Origin of the sequence: Brevundimonas pondensis, assembly GCF_017487345.1 — a bacterium.
In the GTDB taxonomy this organism is placed as follows: domain Bacteria; phylum Pseudomonadota; class Alphaproteobacteria; order Caulobacterales; family Caulobacteraceae; genus Brevundimonas; species Brevundimonas pondensis.
This window is the reverse complement of sequence record NZ_CP062006.1, coordinates 2,844,380-2,860,124: the sequence shown is the minus strand read 5'-3', so window position 1 is coordinate 2,860,124 and position 15,745 is coordinate 2,844,380. Positions and strand designations below refer to the sequence as shown.

The 15,745-nt window shown below is 66.8% G+C and carries 20 protein-coding genes, 1 tRNA gene and 1 pseudogene; 9 read left to right on the top strand and 13 right to left on the bottom strand.

Translation table 11 applies throughout. The annotated features are described in order from the left end of the window. Window positions 1–126 precede the first annotated feature (126 nt). Entirely contained in the window at window positions 127–546 is a 420-nt protein-coding gene (locus IFE19_RS14350; protein ID WP_207823406.1) for an Hsp20 family protein, read from the top strand. 60 nt (window positions 547–606) lie between these two features. Then, complete coding sequence (locus IFE19_RS14345; RefSeq protein WP_207823404.1) at window positions 607–861, top strand: DUF1150 family protein; 255 nt, start codon at window positions 607–609, stop codon at window positions 859–861. 65 nt (window positions 862–926) lie between these two features. Here IFE19_RS14345 and IFE19_RS14340 read toward each other — a convergent pair whose 3' ends face one another. The 12 genes and pseudogenes from IFE19_RS14340 to IFE19_RS14285 all read right to left on the bottom strand — a co-directional run bounded on the left by IFE19_RS14340 (window position 927) and on the right by IFE19_RS14285 (window position 9,191). After that, a complete protein-coding gene (locus IFE19_RS14340; protein ID WP_207823402.1) occupies window positions 927–1,391 on the bottom strand; it encodes a PTS sugar transporter subunit IIA in 465 nt (154 codons plus the stop codon). A 78-nt stretch (window positions 1,392–1,469) separates the two neighbouring features. Next, window positions 1,470–2,117, bottom strand: a complete 648-nt coding sequence (gene hpf / locus IFE19_RS14335) for a ribosome hibernation-promoting factor, HPF/YfiA family (RefSeq protein ID WP_207823400.1) — start codon at window positions 2,115–2,117, stop codon at window positions 1,470–1,472. 76 nt (window positions 2,118–2,193) lie between these two features. Beyond that, the gene (gene rpoN, locus IFE19_RS14330; protein WP_207823398.1) at window positions 2,194–3,708 is read right to left on the bottom strand and encodes an RNA polymerase factor sigma-54; all 1,515 of its coding nucleotides are present in this window, start codon (window positions 3,706–3,708) and stop codon (window positions 2,194–2,196) included. Between the two features lie 109 nt (window positions 3,709–3,817). Then, on the bottom strand, window positions 3,818–4,615 hold the full coding sequence (lptB, locus tag IFE19_RS14325; RefSeq protein WP_207823396.1) for an LPS export ABC transporter ATP-binding protein: 798 nt from the start codon (window positions 4,613–4,615) through the stop codon (window positions 3,818–3,820). A 6-nt stretch (window positions 4,616–4,621) separates the two neighbouring features. Beyond that, window positions 4,622–5,104 carry an LptA/OstA family protein gene (locus IFE19_RS14320; protein ID WP_207823394.1) on the bottom strand — a complete coding sequence of 161 codons (483 nt, stop codon included), beginning with the start codon at window positions 5,102–5,104 and terminating at the stop codon, window positions 4,622–4,624. Beyond that, window positions 5,101–5,763: an LPS export ABC transporter periplasmic protein LptC gene (lptC, locus tag IFE19_RS14315; protein ID WP_207823391.1), complete on the bottom strand. Its 663-nt coding sequence runs from the start codon at window positions 5,761–5,763 to the stop codon at window positions 5,101–5,103. The genes IFE19_RS14320 and lptC overlap by 4 nt, the downstream gene beginning before the upstream one ends. Window positions 5,764–5,771: 8 nt before the next feature. Continuing rightward, a complete protein-coding gene (locus IFE19_RS14310) occupies window positions 5,772–6,386 on the bottom strand; it encodes a ribonuclease D (RefSeq protein WP_207823389.1) in 615 nt (204 codons plus the stop codon). Between the two features lie 158 nt (window positions 6,387–6,544). Then, window positions 6,545–6,631, bottom strand: a tRNA-Leu gene (locus IFE19_RS14305). Between the two features lie 124 nt (window positions 6,632–6,755). Then, a complete protein-coding gene (locus IFE19_RS14300) occupies window positions 6,756–7,289 on the bottom strand; it encodes a GNAT family N-acetyltransferase (protein WP_207823387.1) in 534 nt (177 codons plus the stop codon). Between the two features lie 172 nt (window positions 7,290–7,461). Next, the gene (gene rpmA, locus IFE19_RS14295; protein ID WP_207823383.1) at window positions 7,462–7,746 is read right to left on the bottom strand and encodes a 50S ribosomal protein L27; all 285 of its coding nucleotides are present in this window, start codon (window positions 7,744–7,746) and stop codon (window positions 7,462–7,464) included. Next, a pseudogene (gene rplU / locus IFE19_RS14290) lies at window positions 7,677–8,251 on the bottom strand (50S ribosomal protein L21). Before rplU ends, rpmA begins: the two are co-directional and overlap by 70 nt. Window positions 8,252–8,456: 205 nt before the next feature. Next, window positions 8,457–9,191: an SDR family oxidoreductase gene (locus IFE19_RS14285; protein WP_207823380.1), complete on the bottom strand. Its 735-nt coding sequence runs from the start codon at window positions 9,189–9,191 to the stop codon at window positions 8,457–8,459. Window positions 9,192–9,301: 110 nt separating this feature from the next. Between IFE19_RS14285 and IFE19_RS14280 the strand changes: the two genes are divergently transcribed. The 5 genes from IFE19_RS14280 to IFE19_RS14260 all read left to right on the top strand — a co-directional run bounded on the left by IFE19_RS14280 (window position 9,302) and on the right by IFE19_RS14260 (window position 12,975). Next, a complete protein-coding gene (locus IFE19_RS14280) occupies window positions 9,302–9,886 on the top strand; it encodes a Crp/Fnr family transcriptional regulator (protein WP_207823378.1) in 585 nt (194 codons plus the stop codon). Window positions 9,887–9,904: 18 nt separating this feature from the next. After that, window positions 9,905–10,564, top strand: a complete 660-nt coding sequence (locus tag IFE19_RS14275; protein ID WP_207823376.1) for a hypothetical protein — start codon at window positions 9,905–9,907, stop codon at window positions 10,562–10,564. 85 nt (window positions 10,565–10,649) lie between these two features. Beyond that, window positions 10,650–11,612, top strand: a complete 963-nt coding sequence (locus IFE19_RS14270) for a cation diffusion facilitator family transporter (protein WP_207823374.1) — start codon at window positions 10,650–10,652, stop codon at window positions 11,610–11,612. A gap of 50 nt (window positions 11,613–11,662) precedes the next feature. After that, a complete protein-coding gene (locus IFE19_RS14265; protein ID WP_207823372.1) occupies window positions 11,663–12,769 on the top strand; it encodes a CobW family GTP-binding protein in 1,107 nt (368 codons plus the stop codon). Further along, window positions 12,766–12,975 carry a DUF2093 domain-containing protein gene (locus IFE19_RS14260; protein WP_207823370.1) on the top strand — a complete coding sequence of 70 codons (210 nt, stop codon included), beginning with the start codon at window positions 12,766–12,768 and terminating at the stop codon, window positions 12,973–12,975. The genes IFE19_RS14265 and IFE19_RS14260 overlap by 4 nt, the downstream gene beginning before the upstream one ends. A 183-nt stretch (window positions 12,976–13,158) precedes the next feature. Here the strand turns inward: IFE19_RS14260 and IFE19_RS14255 are convergent, their stop codons facing one another. Continuing rightward, entirely contained in the window at window positions 13,159–13,860 is a 702-nt protein-coding gene (locus IFE19_RS14255; RefSeq protein ID WP_207823368.1) for an alpha/beta fold hydrolase, read from the bottom strand. Between the two features lie 87 nt (window positions 13,861–13,947). On the opposite strand from IFE19_RS14255, the gene IFE19_RS14250 reads away from it, so the two are divergent. Continuing rightward, window positions 13,948–14,913: a WD40 repeat domain-containing protein gene (locus tag IFE19_RS14250; protein WP_207823366.1), complete on the top strand. Its 966-nt coding sequence runs from the start codon at window positions 13,948–13,950 to the stop codon at window positions 14,911–14,913. Window positions 14,914–14,955: 42 nt separating this feature from the next. Beyond that, window positions 14,956–15,660, top strand: a complete 705-nt coding sequence (gene mtgA / locus IFE19_RS14245) for a monofunctional biosynthetic peptidoglycan transglycosylase (protein WP_207823364.1) — start codon at window positions 14,956–14,958, stop codon at window positions 15,658–15,660. Window positions 15,661–15,745 lie beyond the last annotated feature (85 nt).

The window sequence follows — 15,745 nt, the reverse complement described above, 5'->3', positions numbered from 1 at the left end:
AACGGGGATGCGCCCAGACGAACAGTTGACCCCGTGGCCGCCCATAACCATTTGTTGCAAACGGCCGCGCGTCCTTGCCGCTTCAGGGAGGGCGCGGATGGCCGGGTCGCTTCTTGCGAGGACCTTATGACGACGCGCGCCATTTTGTTCGACAGTCCCTTTCTGCTGGGGTTCGACCATACCCGCGCCCTGATCGATCGTGCGGCCAAGGCGGCGGCGGAAAGCTACCCTCCCTATAATGTCGAGCAGGTCGGCGAAGCCGCAGTGCGCATCAGCCTGGCCGTGGCCGGGTTTTCGCCCGAGGAACTGGCCGTCACCCTGGAGGGGCGCCAACTGACCATCGCCGGCAAGCGCGACGACGCCGGGCGAGGCGAACAGGCCTTCCTGCATCGCGGCATTGCGGCACGGGGTTTCGTCCGCAGTTTCGTCCTGGCCGACGGGCTTGAGGTGGCCGAGGCGAAACTGGAGCACGGTCTGCTGCACGTCGACCTGGTCCGGCCGGAGCAGGACCGTCAGGTCCGGCGTATTCCCATTACGACGGGCTGAATCCAGCCGTCGAACCGCTCGGCTTGCCGGGCGTTCAGTCAAGCGTAAGGAGGCGGTCCTATGACGCCGATGATGAACAAGTCAGAATTCGCGGGCCTGGGCGCGCCCGACCTGGTCTATGTGCGCGCAATCCGCGCATCGGACCTGATGGAAGACGCCCATGTCGAGGTGGGCCCCGGCGTGGATATTGATCCCGATCAGATCCTCTACGCCGTACATGGCGCCGACGGCGAGCGTCTGGCCGTCATGCTCGATCGCGAGACCGCATTTGCGGCCGCTGCGGCCCATGAACTGGAGCCGGTCTCCGTTCACTGATGTCTGGCGGGCGACTGACCTTCCGGCCTGGTTGCGCGTCGTTCCGAGGGGCCTGAAATCTCGGCTCAGGCCGCGCTGGCCGGGACATCCTTGACGAAAAGGGCGCGTACGGCGTCGATGGTGCGGGCCTGGCGCAGGTGCTCGCGCAGCTCGGGCGAGCGCATGGCGCGCGACACGGCCGCCAGCGCACGCAGATGCTCGGCGCCGGCGTTCAGCGGCGCGAACAGGGCGAACAGAAGATCGACAGGGCGATCGTCCAGCGACTCATAGGCGACGGGCGTCTCCAGCCGGACGAAGACGGCGCAGACGCGGTCCAGGCCCTTGATGCGGGCGTGCGGCACGGCGACGCCCGAGCCGAGACCCGTCGAGCCGAGCGCCTCTCGCTCCAGGAGGGCGTCCAGCGCCCGATCCTCGTCAATGCCCAGGGCCACGGACGCGGCCTCGGCCACGGTGTGCAACGCCTGACGCTTGGATGACACGCCGCCCCGCAGGACGATCCCGCCCGACGACAGCAAATCAGCGATGTCCATAATCACCCCGAACCTTGGTACCCGACATTGCGGAAGGGCGAGGCGTCTTCTAGCGCCTTCGCCCCCCGCGGGGAAGTCTTACGACCCCGAGCCGTTCGTCGTCTTGAGAGTCCGCTCGGGATCGATCCAGCCGACATTGCCGTCAGGGCGGCGATAGACGACCGACAGGCCGCCGTGGGCCGCATTGCGGAACATGACGATCGGATAGCCGGTCATGTCCAGTTCCAGCACGGCGCGACCGACGGTGATGGTGCGAATCTCCGCTTCGGTTTCGGCGATGACCATGCCGACGGGCGGGGGTTCGTCAGGCGCGCCGGCGTCGCCGAAGGCCTCGTCCTCGACCGTGTCCGGATTGCGGAAGACGGTCAGGGCGGCGATCTCGCGCGCCGCGTCCTCGGTCTTCTCGGGCGACAGGCCCTTGGGACCGATGTGGTGATCCTTCAGGCGGCGCTTGTAGCGGCGAACGCGTTTCTCCAGCTTGTCCAGGCTGTCGGCGAAGGCGGCCTGGGCGTCGCCGCCGAAGCCGGTCGTCACCAGACTCTGACCCGAAGCCAGACGGACCCAGCAATCGACGCGGAAGCCGTGGCGGTCCTTGGACACCACGACCTCGGCGTTTTCGCCGCCGCGGGCGAAATACTTGCCGACTCCCTCTTCGAGTTCCTGGGAGATGCGCGAGCTTAGCGCTTCGCCGACATCCACTTGCTTGCCGCTGACTTGGATCTGCATAGGCATAGAACGCGACGGGTCGCGTTTGGTGTCAACGCCGATCACCGATTTGTGGTGACGCTTCGCCGCACCGTGATCAGCCGGCCTTCAACAGTCTGCGGCGCTGGACAGAGGACGGAATTCTAAGAGCTTCCCGGTATTTCGCCACGGTGCGCCGGGCGATGTCGATGCCGGTTTCATTGAGAATTTCGACGATCCGGTCGTCGCTCAGAACATCGCCGTCTGCGGCCTCGTTATCGATCATGGCCTTGATCCGGTGACGGACGGCTTCGGCCGAGTGAGACGCTCCTCCGTCCGACGACTGGATCGCGGCGGTGAAGAAGAATTTCAGTTCGAAAACCCCGCGCGGGGTGGCGACATACTTGTTCGAGGTGACGCGGCTGACGGTCGATTCATGCATCTCGATGGCGTCGGCCACCGTTTTCAGCGTCAGGGGGCGCAGGAACTCGACGCCGAAAGCCAGGAAGGCGTCCTGTTGGCGCACGATCTCGGAGGCGACCTTCAGGATGGTCTTGGCCCTCTGGTCCAGAGATTTGACCAGCCAGCTGGCCTGGGCGGCGCATTCGGCGACATAGGCCTTTTCGGTCTCGGATCGCGCGCCTGCCGCGACCACGCCATGATAACGCTTGTCCATCAGAAGGCGGGGCAGGGTCTCGCTGTTCAGCTCGACGCGCCAGCCGCCGGCGGGGTCGGGCCGCACATGGACGTCAGGCACGACCGTCTGGGCCGGCTCGCCGCCGAAACCGGCGCCGGGGCGCGGCGTCAGGGCCTTCAGCTCGGTGATCATGTCGGTCAGGTCGTCGGCGTCAACGCCGCAGACCTTGCGCAGGGCCGGCAGATCGCGGCGGGCCAGCAGCTCCAGATTGTCCAGAAGCGCCGCCATCGCCGGATCGAAGCGGTTGCGTTCGATCAGTTGCAGCTTGAGGCACTCGGGGGCCGAGCGGGCCATGACCCCGGTCGGCTCAAATCCGTGGCAGACGGTCAGAACCGCCTCGATTCGTTCCAGGTCCACGCCCAGTCGGTCGGCGATTTCCTGCAACTCGCCGCGCAGGTAGCCGCCCTCGTCGGTGGCGTCGATCAGGGTCAGGGCTATGGCGTGGTCGGCGGCGCTGAATCCGGCCGACGAGGCCTGGGCCTGCAGATGCTCCCACAGGGTGACGTCGCGGGTGTCGGGACGCTCCATATCCTCGCCGTCCATGCCGCCGCCGTTGCCAGCGCGCGACCAGTCGGACAGGCCGGGCTGCTCGCCCGCTTCGCCCGCGTCGCGTTTGCGCTCGGCGTCGCGTTCGCCGGGCGCGTCATCGTACAGGTCCTCGGTACGCGCATCCATGGCGCGTTCGGCCTCGCCCGAAGGCTCGGTGAACTGCAGTTCGGCGGCGTCAGAGGAGGGGGCGGTTTCGGGCGGCTCGGCGGAGCCATCGCCGCTCGGATCACCCTCGTCACGTTGCAGCAGGGGGTTCCGTTCCAGCTCGCCCTCGACAAAGGCTTCCAGCTCGAGATTCGACAGCTGCAGCAGCTTGATCGCCTGCTGCAGCTGGGGCGTGATGACCAGCCCCTGACCCTGTCTGACCTCCAGCCTCTGACCGATCACGGCGTTTCAATCCCTCCGACGGGCGCGATTGGCCCGGTTCTTGCTGGGATCGTGCGGCAGAGACCTTAACGTCTGGCGAACAGGGCGTTCGCCAGAAGGTCGCAACGCGTCAGGCGTACATCTCGCCGAGATAGACGCGGCGCACCTCGGCGTCATGGACGGCTTCGTCAGCCGTACCTTCGAACAGGACCGAGCCGGCCGAGATGATCGAGACGCGGTCGATGATGTCCAGGGTCTCGCGCACATTGTGGTCGGTGATCAGCACGCCGATGCCCTGGCTGGACAGATAGCGGATCACATGACGGATGTCGGCGATGGCCAGGGGATCGATGCCGGCGAAGGGTTCGTCCAGCAGCATGAAGCTGGGGCGAGCGGCAAGCGCCCGGGCGATCTCGACGCGGCGTCGCTCGCCGCCGGACAGGCCGGTAGCCGGGGCGTGGCGCAGGTGGTCGATGCGCAGCTCTTCCAGCAGGCGGCTGGTTTCCTCGCGGACGCCGGCGGCGGTCTTCTCGCGCAGTTCGACCACGGCCTTGATGTTCTGCTCCACCGTCATGCCGCGGAAGATGGAGGCTTCCTGCGCCAGATAGCCCAGGCCCATGCGGGCGCGCTGATACATGGGCTGTTGGGTGATCTCCTGGCCGTCCAGCCAGATCGAGCCGCTGTCCGCCGGGATCAGGCCGGTGATCATGTAGAAGCAGGTGGTCTTGCCCGCCCCGTTGGGACCCAGCAGACCGCAGACCTCGCCGCGCTGGACGGTCAGGGACACGTCCTTGACCACCTGACGCTGGCCGAAGCTGCGGGCGATGTGCTCGACGCGCAGGCCGGTCTGGCGCGCGGCCTCGACGGGGGACGCGTCATCGACGGCCGCCTGATCAAGGTTGAGGGCTGAGAGTTCCTTGCGCGCCAAGCGGGGTCAGTTCCCTTGCGGATAGAAGACGCCCTGGACGCGGCCGGAGCCGCCTTCCATGCGGGCGCTCTCGGTGCGGACGTTATAGACGAGACGATTGCCGGTCAGGACGTTCTTGCCCTGAGTCAGGATGACGTCGCCCGTCACCACCACCTCGGCGTTGTTCAGGGTGTAGACGGCGCGGTCGCCGCGCATGCTCTGGTCCGGGGTGACGAAGTAGACGTTGCCGACCGCCTCGACCCGGCTGAGGTCGCCGTTGGTCGTGACGCCGGTGATGGCGTCGGCGCGCAGACGGTTGCCGCCCTGGGTCAGTTCGGCCCGACCGCGCAGGGAAAAGCCGTTGGGCGTGTATTCGCCGCCGTCGGCGCCGTACTGGACCGGCTGTTTCGAGGCGTCGGCGCGGCTTTGCGCCCCCGACGAGGCCGGAATCGTCAGGGCCAGCAGCAGGGCGGCGCCTGCGATCATGGTGTTCGACTTGGACATGGTCATCTGTCGGATCCTGCGGGGTTGATGGTCCCGCTCATCTTGTTGTCGCCCTGGCCGCTGAAGACGACCCGTTGGCCCTGATCATAGATGGCATAGGACGAAGCGTTTATGGTTCCAAGGGGCCCTTGCCCCTGGACGCCCTTGTCGCCCGTCACCACGCCGGTGTTGGTGTCGACCACGGCTTCCGGCGTGGTCAGGACGAAGCCGGAGCCGCCATCCGAAATTTTCACGTTCGGACCGATCACCACCTTGCGGCTGGTCTCGATATAGGTGCCGCCGTCGGCGGTCAGTTCCGTCACCTTGCGCCCGCCGAGGTTCAGCTTCAGCAGTGGTCCGACCAGGCGGAAATGCCCTGTGGCCGGGTCGCGGATGGCCCCCTTGGCCCCGACGACGAAGGAGCGGCCCTGGGCGTCCTGGCCATGGAACATGGGGTTGTCGAGGCGGATCTCGCGGCTTTCGCTGGCCTTGCGTTCGACCCCCGACATGACGGTGCGGAACACGGTCCAGGTCAGGGCCCCGCCCGCCAGCATCAGGATGACGATGGGCAGGACGCGGCGATACAGCTTGACCCGACGCGAACGCGCGCGCCAGCGCTCGCCCGCCTGGGCGACCCGGGCCTCGTCGGCCCGCTTGCGCGCTTCCTGGGCGTCGCGGTCGCTCATGCTCGTCCTCAGGCGTGGGCGAAGATGTCGATCTCGTCCCAACCGGCCAGGTCGAGACGCGAACGGGTGGGCAGGAAGTCGAAGCAGGCGCGGGCCAGTTCGGCGCGACCTTCGCGCTCCAGCATGACGTCCAGTTTCGCCTTGATGGCGTGCAGATAGAGGACGTCCGAGGCGGCGTAGTCCAACTGGGCCTGCGACAGGGCCGGCGAGCCCCAGTCCGAGCTCTGCTGTGCCTTGGACATGTCCACGCCGGCCAGTTCGCGCGCCACGTCCTTCAGGCCGTGACGGTCGGTGTAGGTGCGGGCCAGCTTCGAGGCGATCTTGGTGCAATAGACCGGGCGGGTCTCGACGCCGAGGTGCAGATCGAACATGCCGATGTCGAAGCGTCCGAAGTGGAAGATCTTCAGCACCTTGGGATCGGCCAGCAGGGCCTTCAGGTTGGGGCAGTCATAGCCGGGGCGGTTCAGCCGCACGACATGGGCGTCGCCATTGCCCGACGACAGTTGCACCACGCACAGGGGATCGCGACGGAAGCGCAGGCCCATGGTCTCGGAATCGATCGCGACCTCGGGGCCGAGGTCGAGGCCGTCGGGCAGGTCGCCTTCGTGCAGGTAAACGGTCATGCTTGGAAACTCTGGACGTCGTTCAGGGCGACAACATAGACGAACCGCGCGCTATCGCTAGGACACAGCGCCAACCTTTGCTGTCGCAGCCGATAAAGGGGAGGGCTGAAATGACAAACGGCGCCGCATCCGATCGGATGCGACGCCGTTTGAGAATGTGGTGCCCAGGAGAGGACTCGAACCTCCACGGCCGTTAAGCCACTGGCACCTGAAGCCAGCGCGTCTACCAATTCCGCCACCTGGGCCCGGTGGGTCGCCCCGCCGAGGCCCGGACTAATAGGGGGGACCTTTCGGGCGGTCAACAGGCTTTTTTCCGATCTCTGAAAAAACTGCAATGCTGACCGAAATTCCCGTGAAATCAGTGTTCTATCAGGCCAACCAGACCATCATTCGGGTGTCGGCGATCGCGCCGCGCGCCTGGCTGAAGGCGGGGCGGGTCTCACCGGTGTAGAGGAAGCCGGCCTTCTCGAGCACGCGGCCCGAGGCGGGATTGTCGGCGAAGTGACCGGCCACCAGGGCGCGGCGCTTCCAGCGCTTCGAGGCCCAGACCAGGGCCCCCTCCAGAGCCTCGGTCGCGAAACCCCGGCCCCAGAATTCGCGGCCGATCCAGTAGCCAGCTTCGGGCACGGCGTCCTCGCTCTCGAACAGGCCGATGACGCCGACCGGTCCCAGGTCCTCGTGCTCGATGACGAAGGTGTTGGCGCGCCTGGGGTCCTGGGCCGCGACGTGCAGGACGAAGTCCTCGGCGTCCTCCACCTTGAACGGGTGGGGCATCCGCTTGGTCATGCGTGCGATGTCGCGGTCATTGGCCAGGGCGGCGATGCGGGTCACGTCCTGGGCGCCGGGCGCACGCAGGATGAGGCGCCGCGTTTCGACGACGGGAGAAGTTTCAATCACGCACATGGGTCACGCCCCTCTGGTGCGACCGCCGTCCTTGTTCATCAGGGCTCGGGCGGTCAGCGAGGCGGGGAAACGCAAACGGGGAGCCTGGTGATCCAGACTCCCCGCGGAAAATTTCCCTGGTCCGGATCGCGGCTTCTTGAGCAACGCGATCCCGGATTTGGTCCAGTTCGCGTTACTCGGCGGCCATGGCCTGAGCGTCGTCGTTGGCCGCGAGAATCGACACGTAACAACGACCACCACGTTTGGTGGTGAATTTCACCGAACCGTTCACCGTGGCGAACAGGGTGTGGTCGCGGCCCAGGCCGACGTTGTCGCCCGGGTGGAAGGTGGTGCCGCGCTGACGCACGAGGATGTTGCCGGCCAGAACCTTCTCGCCGCCGTACTTCTTCACGCCAAGGCGCTTCGACTCGGAGTCGCGACCGTTACGCGACGAACCACCGGATTTCTTGTGAGCCATCTTGCTGCTCCTCTTCCTTGGTGCGCTACCGCCCTTGCGGGCTGCTTGAGCGCGACCTTCGTCCTGCTAGGCGCCGATCCCGGCGCCGGTGAATGTCTTAGGCTTCGGCGCGCGGGGCCAGGCCGCGAGCGCGGGCGTTGATCTCGGCCTTGGTGATCAGCTCAACCTTGCCGTCCCACTTGGCCTTCTCGCCGGCGCCTTCGATGCCCGTGATGCGCAGGACCGATTCCATCTGGCGATGGCCGTTCGTGCGGCGATAGCCTTGACGACGGATCTTCTTGAAGATCTTCACCTTCTCGCCCTTGCGGGTCTCGATCAGCGTCGCTGCGACAGCGGCGCCGTCGATCAGCGGAGCGCCGACCGTAACACCCTTGTCGCCGCCCAGCATGAGGACTTCACCGAAATTGACGGCAGCGCCAGCGTCGCCGTCGATCTTCTCGACAACAATCACATCGCCCGGTTGAACCCGGTACTGCTTTCCGCCGGTCTTGATCACCGCGTACATTTGGAAGCCTCAGCGTGAACGCAAAAAAGAATGCGCCCGCTAGGAGACCCTGCGGGCGAAGAGCGGCGACATATACGGAAGGGTGCGCCAGAGTCAACGCGAAAGGGCGACTTCGGGGGCTAAAACCCTGCACAGGCGGCGTTGCTGGCTGGATTTGGCCTGATTTGTCGCGCACCCGCAAGGGGGCGAGCGCGCGACCGAGCCTTCAGCCGTGGCGCAGGATGTCCCGGATAAGCCAGGGGGCCAGCACGGCCAGAAGGGGAATCAGCCGCGCACGGCCGACATAGATTTCGGGGCGGCCTCGCCGGAGGCCTTTCATGATGTGATCGGCGGCGGTGGCGGCGGGCATCTTTCCCTTGCCGCGCCCTTGGGTCATGGGCGTATCGACGACGGGCAGTATGACCTCGATCACCCTGACGCCGCCTTCCTGCTGATAACGCAGGCTCTGGGAAAAGGAGCGGAGCGCGGCCTTGGTGGCGCAGTAAACCGCAGAGGTTGTCTTGGGATAGAAGGCCAGGCCCGAGGAGATATTGACCACATGGCCGCCGTCGGGGTGGGCCAGCAGGCCCTGCAGGCTGAGGGCGGTCAGCCAGACGGGGGCCAGGAAATTGACCGTGGTCTCATAACCGATGCTGTCAAAGCGAAAGCCGGCTTGATGGAACTGGGGGGTGAACTGCACGCCGGCGTTGTTGATCAGGACGGAAAGGTCGGGATGGTCGGCCCAGATCAATGCGGCCGCGTCCTGGACGTCCTGCTGGTTCGACAGGTCGCAACGATAGGCGGCCACCGCCGGGCGCTCGGCCTTCAGTCTCGCCAGAGCCGTCTCTGATCGGCCCAGGACGACCAGTTGATGTCCTGCGTCGCACAGTCGGTCGACCAGGTGACGGCCGATACCGGAGGTTCCGCCGGTCAGCAGTATCTTGCGAGGGTGGGATAACATGGGCGCCTCTGCACTAAGGTGTGGAGGCAGGGTTCTGCTCTGCGGCGCGCAGGGGCGACTTAACCCAGGTTCAGCGCGTGCTCGTTTGAGCGCAATATTAAGGAGGGGGCGTGGCCCTTGATCGTCTGGTAGAGCGGCTGAGGTCCGATCCGGCCCTGGCGCGTCATGTTCAGGGGCGCCGTTTCGAGAAGGGCGAGGTGGTGTTCCGGCAGGGCGATCCGTCGCGCGACATTCATGTTCTGCGGGGCGGGCTGGTGAAGCTGTCCTACCTGACCCACGACGGCAAGGAGTGGATCAAGAGCTTCATCGCCGACGCCGGAGTGTTCGGTTCACGGCGGTCGCAGATCGCGGGCGGGACCAGCGCCTTTTCCGCCGCCTGTCTTGAGCAGTCCGAAGTCTTGATCCTCGGCTATGACCGGTTCCGCGCAGCGATGGCGGGCGACGCCGAGCTTTCGGCGCTTTTTCTCGAGATGTCCGAGGCGATGGCGCTGAAGAAGGAGGTTCGCGAGCATGACCTTCTGTGTTTGTCCGCCGAGGCGCGGTATCGCCGCTTCATCGCCGAGCAGGGCGATCTGGCGGCGCGGTTGATGCAGGTGGACATCGCCCGCTACCTGGGCGTGACGCCTGTCGCGCTCAGCCGGATACGGCGACGGCGTGCAGAATCGGCGTCACCCCTCTCGACTGTTACAAAGTAACAATATAGAAGGCGCGGAATGTCGCCGCCCGATCTCCAGCAGCCTGTTCTGATATCGCTTCTGGGCGGGGGATTCGTCGCGGCCTTCCTGCATGCGGCCCTGCCGACCCACTGGCTGCCCTTTGTCCTGGTGGGCCGGGCGCAGCGTTGGAGCCTGATGCGGGTCATGACGGTGGCGGTGACGGCGGGCCTGGCCCACATCGCCTCCACCGCCCTGGTCGGGTCGCTGATCGTGGCTGCGGGGCTGGCGCTGAACGCCTGGATCGGGGGGCTGCTGCCGCATCTGTCGGCGGCCCTGCTCTTTATATTCGGCGCCTTCTATCTGGCGCGGGCCTCCTTGCAGAAGCCGATCACGGCGACGGGGCCGGAGGCCGAAACGCCTGAGCCGGCTGTGTCGGACCGCGCCGCCTTCTGGGGCCTGGTGCTGATGATGGCGGTGACGCCGGGCGAGGTCTTGCTGCCCATCTATCTGTCGTCGGCGACCGAGGGCGTCATGGCCCTGGCCCTGCTGACGCTCAGCTTCGCCGCCGGGACGGTGCTGGGAATGACCCTTCTGGCGGCGCTGGCCAGCGCCGGATACTCCATCCTGCGGCTGGAACGTTGGGCGCGCTATGAAGGCGCCATCCTGGGCGTGGCCCTGATCCTGATCGGCTTCTTGGTGATGACCCATCAGCACTGATGCGTTGATAGGTTATATATTTACATTCAATGACTTATGTTCGTTGTCGTTGACGTGGCGCGGCGAGCGGGCCTAGAGGGGTTGCATGGCGCACGATCACGCACACGACCACTCACACGCGGGCCATGACCATTCGCATGGTCATGACCACGGCCATTCCCACGGTATCGGCGGGCATCATCATGGGCCGGTGGACACGGGTGACTGGCGCTACGCCGTCGGCCTGATCGTCAACCTGGCCTTTGTAGCCTGCGAGTTCGGCGCCGGACTTTGGGCCGACTCGACCGCCCTGATGGCCGACGCGGGCCACAACCTGTCCGACGTCCTGGGCCTGGCCATGGCCGGCGGCGCGGCCTGGCTGGCCCGCCGCGCCGCCGGCCCCAAGCGCACCTATGGATATGGCAAGGCCACCGTTCTGGCCGCCCTGGGCAACGCCCTGCTGCTGATCTTCGCCTGCGGGGCCATCGCCTTTGAGGCCATCCGTCGTCTGGCCGAGCCGGCGCCGGTGGCGTCCGGCGTCATCATGGTGGTGGCGGGCATAGGTTTCTTCATCAACCTGGGCACGGCCCTGCTGTTCATGAAGGACCAGCACAAGGACCTGAACGTGCGCGGGGCCTATCTGCACATGATGGCGGATGCGGCGGTGTCGCTGGGCGTGGTCGTCGCCGGAGCCGTCATCCTGCTGACCGGTTGGGCTGTGATCGACGCCCTGGTCAGCCTGGGCATCGTGGTCGTCATCATGATCGGCACCTGGAGCCTGCTGAAGGACTCGGTCAATCTGGCGCTCGACGCCGCCCCGAACGGGGTCGAGGTGGATCAGGTTCGCGACGCCTTCCTGGCTCTGCCGGGCGTCAGCGCCGTGCACGACCTGCACATCTGGGGCCTGTCGACCACGGACACGGCCCTGACGGCGCATCTGGTCCACGACCGACCCGACGCCGATGCTCTTTTGATCGAGGCCCAGGGCGTGGCCCGCAGCCGCTTCGGCGTCAGCCATACCACCTTCCAGCTGGAAAGCGGCGCCCTGCCGGATTGCCCGAGCTGTTAAGCGTTCGGCGCCTCTTCCCTTCTGGCCATTCAGCCGCCATCTAGCCGCTCATGACCCAGAAGACACCCGTCACCGTCCTCACCGGCTACCTCGGCGCCGGCAAGACCACCCTCTTGAACCGCATCCTCACCGAGGACCACGGCAAGCGCTACGCCGTCATCGTCAACGAGTTCGGCGAGATCGGCATCGACAACGACCTGGTGGTCGGCGCCGACGAGGACGTGTTCGAGATGAACAACGGCTGCGTCTGCTGCACGGTGCGCGGCGACCTGATCCGGGTGGTCTCGGGCCTGATGAAGCGCCAGCGTCCCGGCAAGCCCGCCTTTGACGCCATCATCGTCGAAACCACGGGCCTGGCCGACCCCGGCCCGGTGGCCCAGACCTTCTTCGTCGACGACGAGGTCAAGGCCAAGACCCAGCTGGACAGCGTGACCGCCCTGGTCGACGCCAAGCACGTCATGGCGCGTCTGGATGACAGCAAGGAAGCGCGCGAGCAGGTCGCCTTCGCCGACCGCATCATCCTGAACAAGATCGACCTGGTGGACGAGGCCCAGCTGGCCGCCGTCGAAGCCCGCCTGCGCGCCCTCAACCCCCTGGCCCCCATCGTTCGCGCCGAGCGCTCGAACGTGCCGCTGGATCAGGTTCTGGGCCTGCACGCCTTCGATCTGGAGCGCATCCTCGAGGTCAAGCCGGACTTCGTGAACCCGCCCCACGGCGCCGAGGGCCACGTCCACGACGAACATTGCGGTCATGCCCATCACGACCACGACCACGATCATGACCATGTGCATGACGAGCATTGCGGTCATGACCACGGCCACGACCATCACGACCACGGCCCGCGCGGTCACGCCCACAACGACGACATCAAGGGCATCTCGCTGACGCTGGACCGGCCGCTGAACGGCGCCAAGTTCACCGCCTGGCTGGACCGCTTGCTGGGCGAGCAGGGCCAGAACATCCTGCGCGCCAAGGGCATCATCGACGTCGACGGCGAGGACCGCCGCCTGGTCTTCCAGGCCGTGCACATGATCCTGGAAGGCGACCTGCAGCAGCCCTGGGGCGACAAGGAACGTCGCTGGAGCCGCGCCGTCTTCATCGGCCGCGACCTGAACGAGGCCGAGCTCAAGGCCGGGTTCGAGGCCTGCGCGGCATGAACCCGCCCCCTCGCGCGCGGGTCGAGGCCAAACTGATCTACGGCACGCCCGAGTTCGAAATCGTCAAGGGCGGCGACCATGTGCGCTGCGCCGTCTCGGGCGCGGTCATCCCGCTGGACATGCTCAACTACTGGAGCGTGGAACTGCAGGAAGCCTACGCCTCGGGCGCTCTGATGACCCAGCGCTGGGTCGAAACGCATAAGTAGAACGCCGACCCTCTCCCGGCGGGAGAGGGCTTGAGCGCGCGTCGGCGCAGCCGTCGCCCTGGCGCGAAAGGGTGAGGGGCTGACGTTTCAGTCGGCGTGAGCCGCAACGCCACGGCCTTCGGCCGACTTTTGATCGCGACCCTCACCCTTTCGGCTGGCGGATCGCCTTCGGCTCTCCGAGCCTCAAGCCCTCTCCCATTGGGAGAGGGGGGACAGCCAGTTCGTCATTACCCGGGCTAGCGCCTTGGGCTGTTCCAGCGGGATCATGTGGCCGCTGTGCGCGACGTGGACCATGGTCGAGCCCTTGATCCCTTGATGCAGTTCCTCGGCCTCGTCTGGGCCGCGCAGGCGGTCGGCGTCCGCCGCCACGATCAGCGTCGGCTGACGGATCTCGTCCAGTCGGCCCAGGTCGCCGGCCCGCGCCATGGCCGACTGGCGATGGAAGACCTCGCCGCCCAGCCTCAAACCCATGTCGCGCACCCGCCCGATCATCGCTTCATCCGTCGCCAGATCAGGATGCAAGGACGAGACGATGGCCGGGCGGCTCAGGCCCTTGAAGGCCTTGGGCGCCGCCTTCAGGGCCGAGCGACGCTGGCGGATCAGTTCCTCGGTGTCGCCGCGCGCCGAGGTGGCGATCAGGATCAGGGCCTCCACCCGTTCCGGTGCGATCCGCGCCAGCTCGCGCGCCACATAGCCGCCCATGGAAAAGCCCACGGCGACGAAGCGATCCGGCGCGTCGGCCAGGATGGCGGCGGCCATGGTCTCGATGTCCTCGCCTCGGCTCAGGTCGGTGGCGACCAGAGGCCCGAAGGGGGCCAGGTCGTCGGCCATGGCGTCCCACAGGGTGGCGTCGGCCATGAAGCCGGGGATGAGCAGCAGGGTCATGAGCGTCTCTATAGGCCTGACTGGCGACAGACGCGACGCAGGAGGCTATGAGGCGCGTCTGACTTTCCCTGCCTTGCGTGAGCCGACATGCCGACCTTCTCCTTCGACGCCCAGGTCACCGCCGCCCTGTTCGACAAGACGGGCGCGATCTTCGCCCTGGGCGACGGTTCGGTGCGTTTCGAGAACGGCGCCCGCAGCGAGATCCATGACGGGGCCATCCTGTGCGCTGCTGTCCACCCCTCGGGCGAGGGCGTCGTCACGGGCGGCGACGACGGCAAGGTGGTGTGGAGCCGCGAGGGCGAGAGCGTCGTCCTGGCCACGGCCAAGGGGCAGTGGATCGACGCCATCGACGCCTCGGCCGAAAGCGGCCTGATCGCCTTCTCGGCGGGGCGCACCCTGTCGGTGATCGACAGCAAGGACGTGGCCTTCCGTCGCGACTTTCAGCACGAGCGCACCGTTTCGGGCGTGGCCTTTGATCCCAAGGGGCGTCGCGTCGCGACCTCGACCTATGGCGGGGCCTGGCTGTGGTACGCGCGCATCGAGCAGCAGCAGCCGGTCAAGATGGCCTGGGCGGGCTCGCACCTGGCGGTGGGCTTCTCGCCCGACGGCGCCTTCGTCGTCACCGCCATGCAGGACAACCAGATGCACGGCTGGCGCCTGAAGGATCAGAAGAACATGCGGATGGGCGGCTATCCGTCCAAGATCAAGAGCTTCGCCTTCCTGGCCAAGGGGCAGCTTTTGGCCACCGCCGGCGCCCAAGGCGTGGTGCTTTGGCCCTTCATCGGCGCCAACGGCCCGATGGGCCGCGAGGCGACCGAGATCGGCTTCGACGAAAGCACCCTGATCGCCCAGGTCGCCGCCGCACCAGCGCACGGCCGCCTGGCCGCAGGGCTCGAGGACGGCCGCGTCTGGTGGGCTGATCCGGCAGGGCAGGGGCTGGACTTCATCAGGAAGGACAAGGGCGCGCCGATCGTCGCCCTGGCCATGAGTTCGGGCGCGGCGCGCGTCGCCTGGGCCGACGAGGACGGTCAGGCGGGCGTGGTCTCGCTCTGAGATCGCGCTTGCGCTGAAGCTTGAGCCCGGCAGGATGGCGGCATGACCCGTGCGAAGACCCGCAAGCGGCGCCCGCTGCTGACCCTGCTGCTGATCCTGGCCCTGATCCCGGTCGGCGGGGTGGTGCTGCACCGCTTTGTCCCGCCCCTGTTCACCATCCTGATGGTCAAGCAGGCGGTTGCGGGCCACGGCATGGACTATCGCTGGCGCTCGCTGGATCACATCTCGCCGCGTCTGGTCGAGGCGGTGATCGCCGCCGAGGACGCCCGCTTCTGTCAGCACCACGGCTTTGACGTCGAGGCCATCCAGAAGGCGATGGAGGCCAACGAACGGGCCGAGCAGCGCGGCTCGGACAAGAGGCGCGGCGCCTCGACCATCAGCCAGCAGACGGCCAAGAACGTCTTCCTGTGGCCCGGCCGCGACTGGGTCCGCAAGGGGCTGGAGGTCGGCTACACCGGCCTGATCGAGATCGGCTGGGGCAAGCGGCGGATCATGGAGATGTACCTGAACGTCGCCGAATGGGCGCCGGGCGTCTATGGCGCCGAGGCCGCCTCACAGCACTGGTTCCACAAGAGCGCCGAAAATCTGACTGCGCGCGAGGCCGCCCGCCTGGCCGCCATCCTGCCCAGCCCGCGCCGCTACCGGGCCGCCGACCCCGGCCCCTATGTCCGGCGTCGCGCCAGCCGCATCCAGGCCGCCATGGGCACGGTGCGCGAGGCCGGACTGGACCGCTGCGTCGACCGCTAAGACGGCGTTAACCGTCAGCATAGGGCCAAGCCTTAACTGAAACGGGGCACTCTGCGATGGACTGCGGACCTGCGTCCGCCGCCGA

Bases quoted from the DNA above. Each gene is read 5' to 3' on its own strand.
- IFE19_RS14350 (WP_207823406.1), top strand. From the start codon at position 127: ATGACGACGCGCGCCATTTTGTTCGACAGTCCCTTTCTGCTGGGGTTC.
- IFE19_RS14345 (WP_207823404.1), top strand. From the start codon at position 607: ATGACGCCGATGATGAACAAGTCAGAATTCGCGGGCCTGGGCGCGCCC.
- IFE19_RS14340 (WP_207823402.1), bottom strand. From the start codon at position 1,391: ATGGACATCGCTGATTTGCTGTCGTCGGGCGGGATCGTCCTGCGGGGC.
- hpf (WP_207823400.1), bottom strand. From the start codon at position 2,117: ATGCAGATCCAAGTCAGCGGCAAGCAAGTGGATGTCGGCGAAGCGCTA.
- IFE19_RS14320 (WP_207823394.1), bottom strand. From the start codon at position 5,104: ATGACCATGTCCAAGTCGAACACCATGATCGCAGGCGCCGCCCTGCTG.
- lptC (WP_207823391.1), bottom strand. From the start codon at position 5,763: ATGAGCGACCGCGACGCCCAGGAAGCGCGCAAGCGGGCCGACGAGGCC.
- IFE19_RS14310 (WP_207823389.1), bottom strand. From the start codon at position 6,386: ATGACCGTTTACCTGCACGAAGGCGACCTGCCCGACGGCCTCGACCTC.
- IFE19_RS14300 (WP_207823387.1), bottom strand. From the start codon at position 7,289: ATGTGCGTGATTGAAACTTCTCCCGTCGTCGAAACGCGGCGCCTCATC.
- rpmA (WP_207823383.1), bottom strand. From the start codon at position 7,746: ATGGCTCACAAGAAATCCGGTGGTTCGTCGCGTAACGGTCGCGACTCC.
- IFE19_RS14285 (WP_207823380.1), bottom strand. From the start codon at position 9,191: ATGTTATCCCACCCTCGCAAGATACTGCTGACCGGCGGAACCTCCGGT.
- IFE19_RS14275 (WP_207823376.1), top strand. From the start codon at position 9,905: ATGTCGCCGCCCGATCTCCAGCAGCCTGTTCTGATATCGCTTCTGGGC.
- IFE19_RS14270 (WP_207823374.1), top strand. From the start codon at position 10,650: ATGGCGCACGATCACGCACACGACCACTCACACGCGGGCCATGACCAT.
- IFE19_RS14265 (WP_207823372.1), top strand. From the start codon at position 11,663: ATGACCCAGAAGACACCCGTCACCGTCCTCACCGGCTACCTCGGCGCC.
- IFE19_RS14260 (WP_207823370.1), top strand. From the start codon at position 12,766: ATGAACCCGCCCCCTCGCGCGCGGGTCGAGGCCAAACTGATCTACGGC.
- IFE19_RS14255 (WP_207823368.1), bottom strand. From the start codon at position 13,860: ATGACCCTGCTGCTCATCCCCGGCTTCATGGCCGACGCCACCCTGTGG.
- IFE19_RS14250 (WP_207823366.1), top strand. From the start codon at position 13,948: ATGCCGACCTTCTCCTTCGACGCCCAGGTCACCGCCGCCCTGTTCGAC.
- mtgA (WP_207823364.1), top strand. From the start codon at position 14,956: ATGACCCGTGCGAAGACCCGCAAGCGGCGCCCGCTGCTGACCCTGCTG.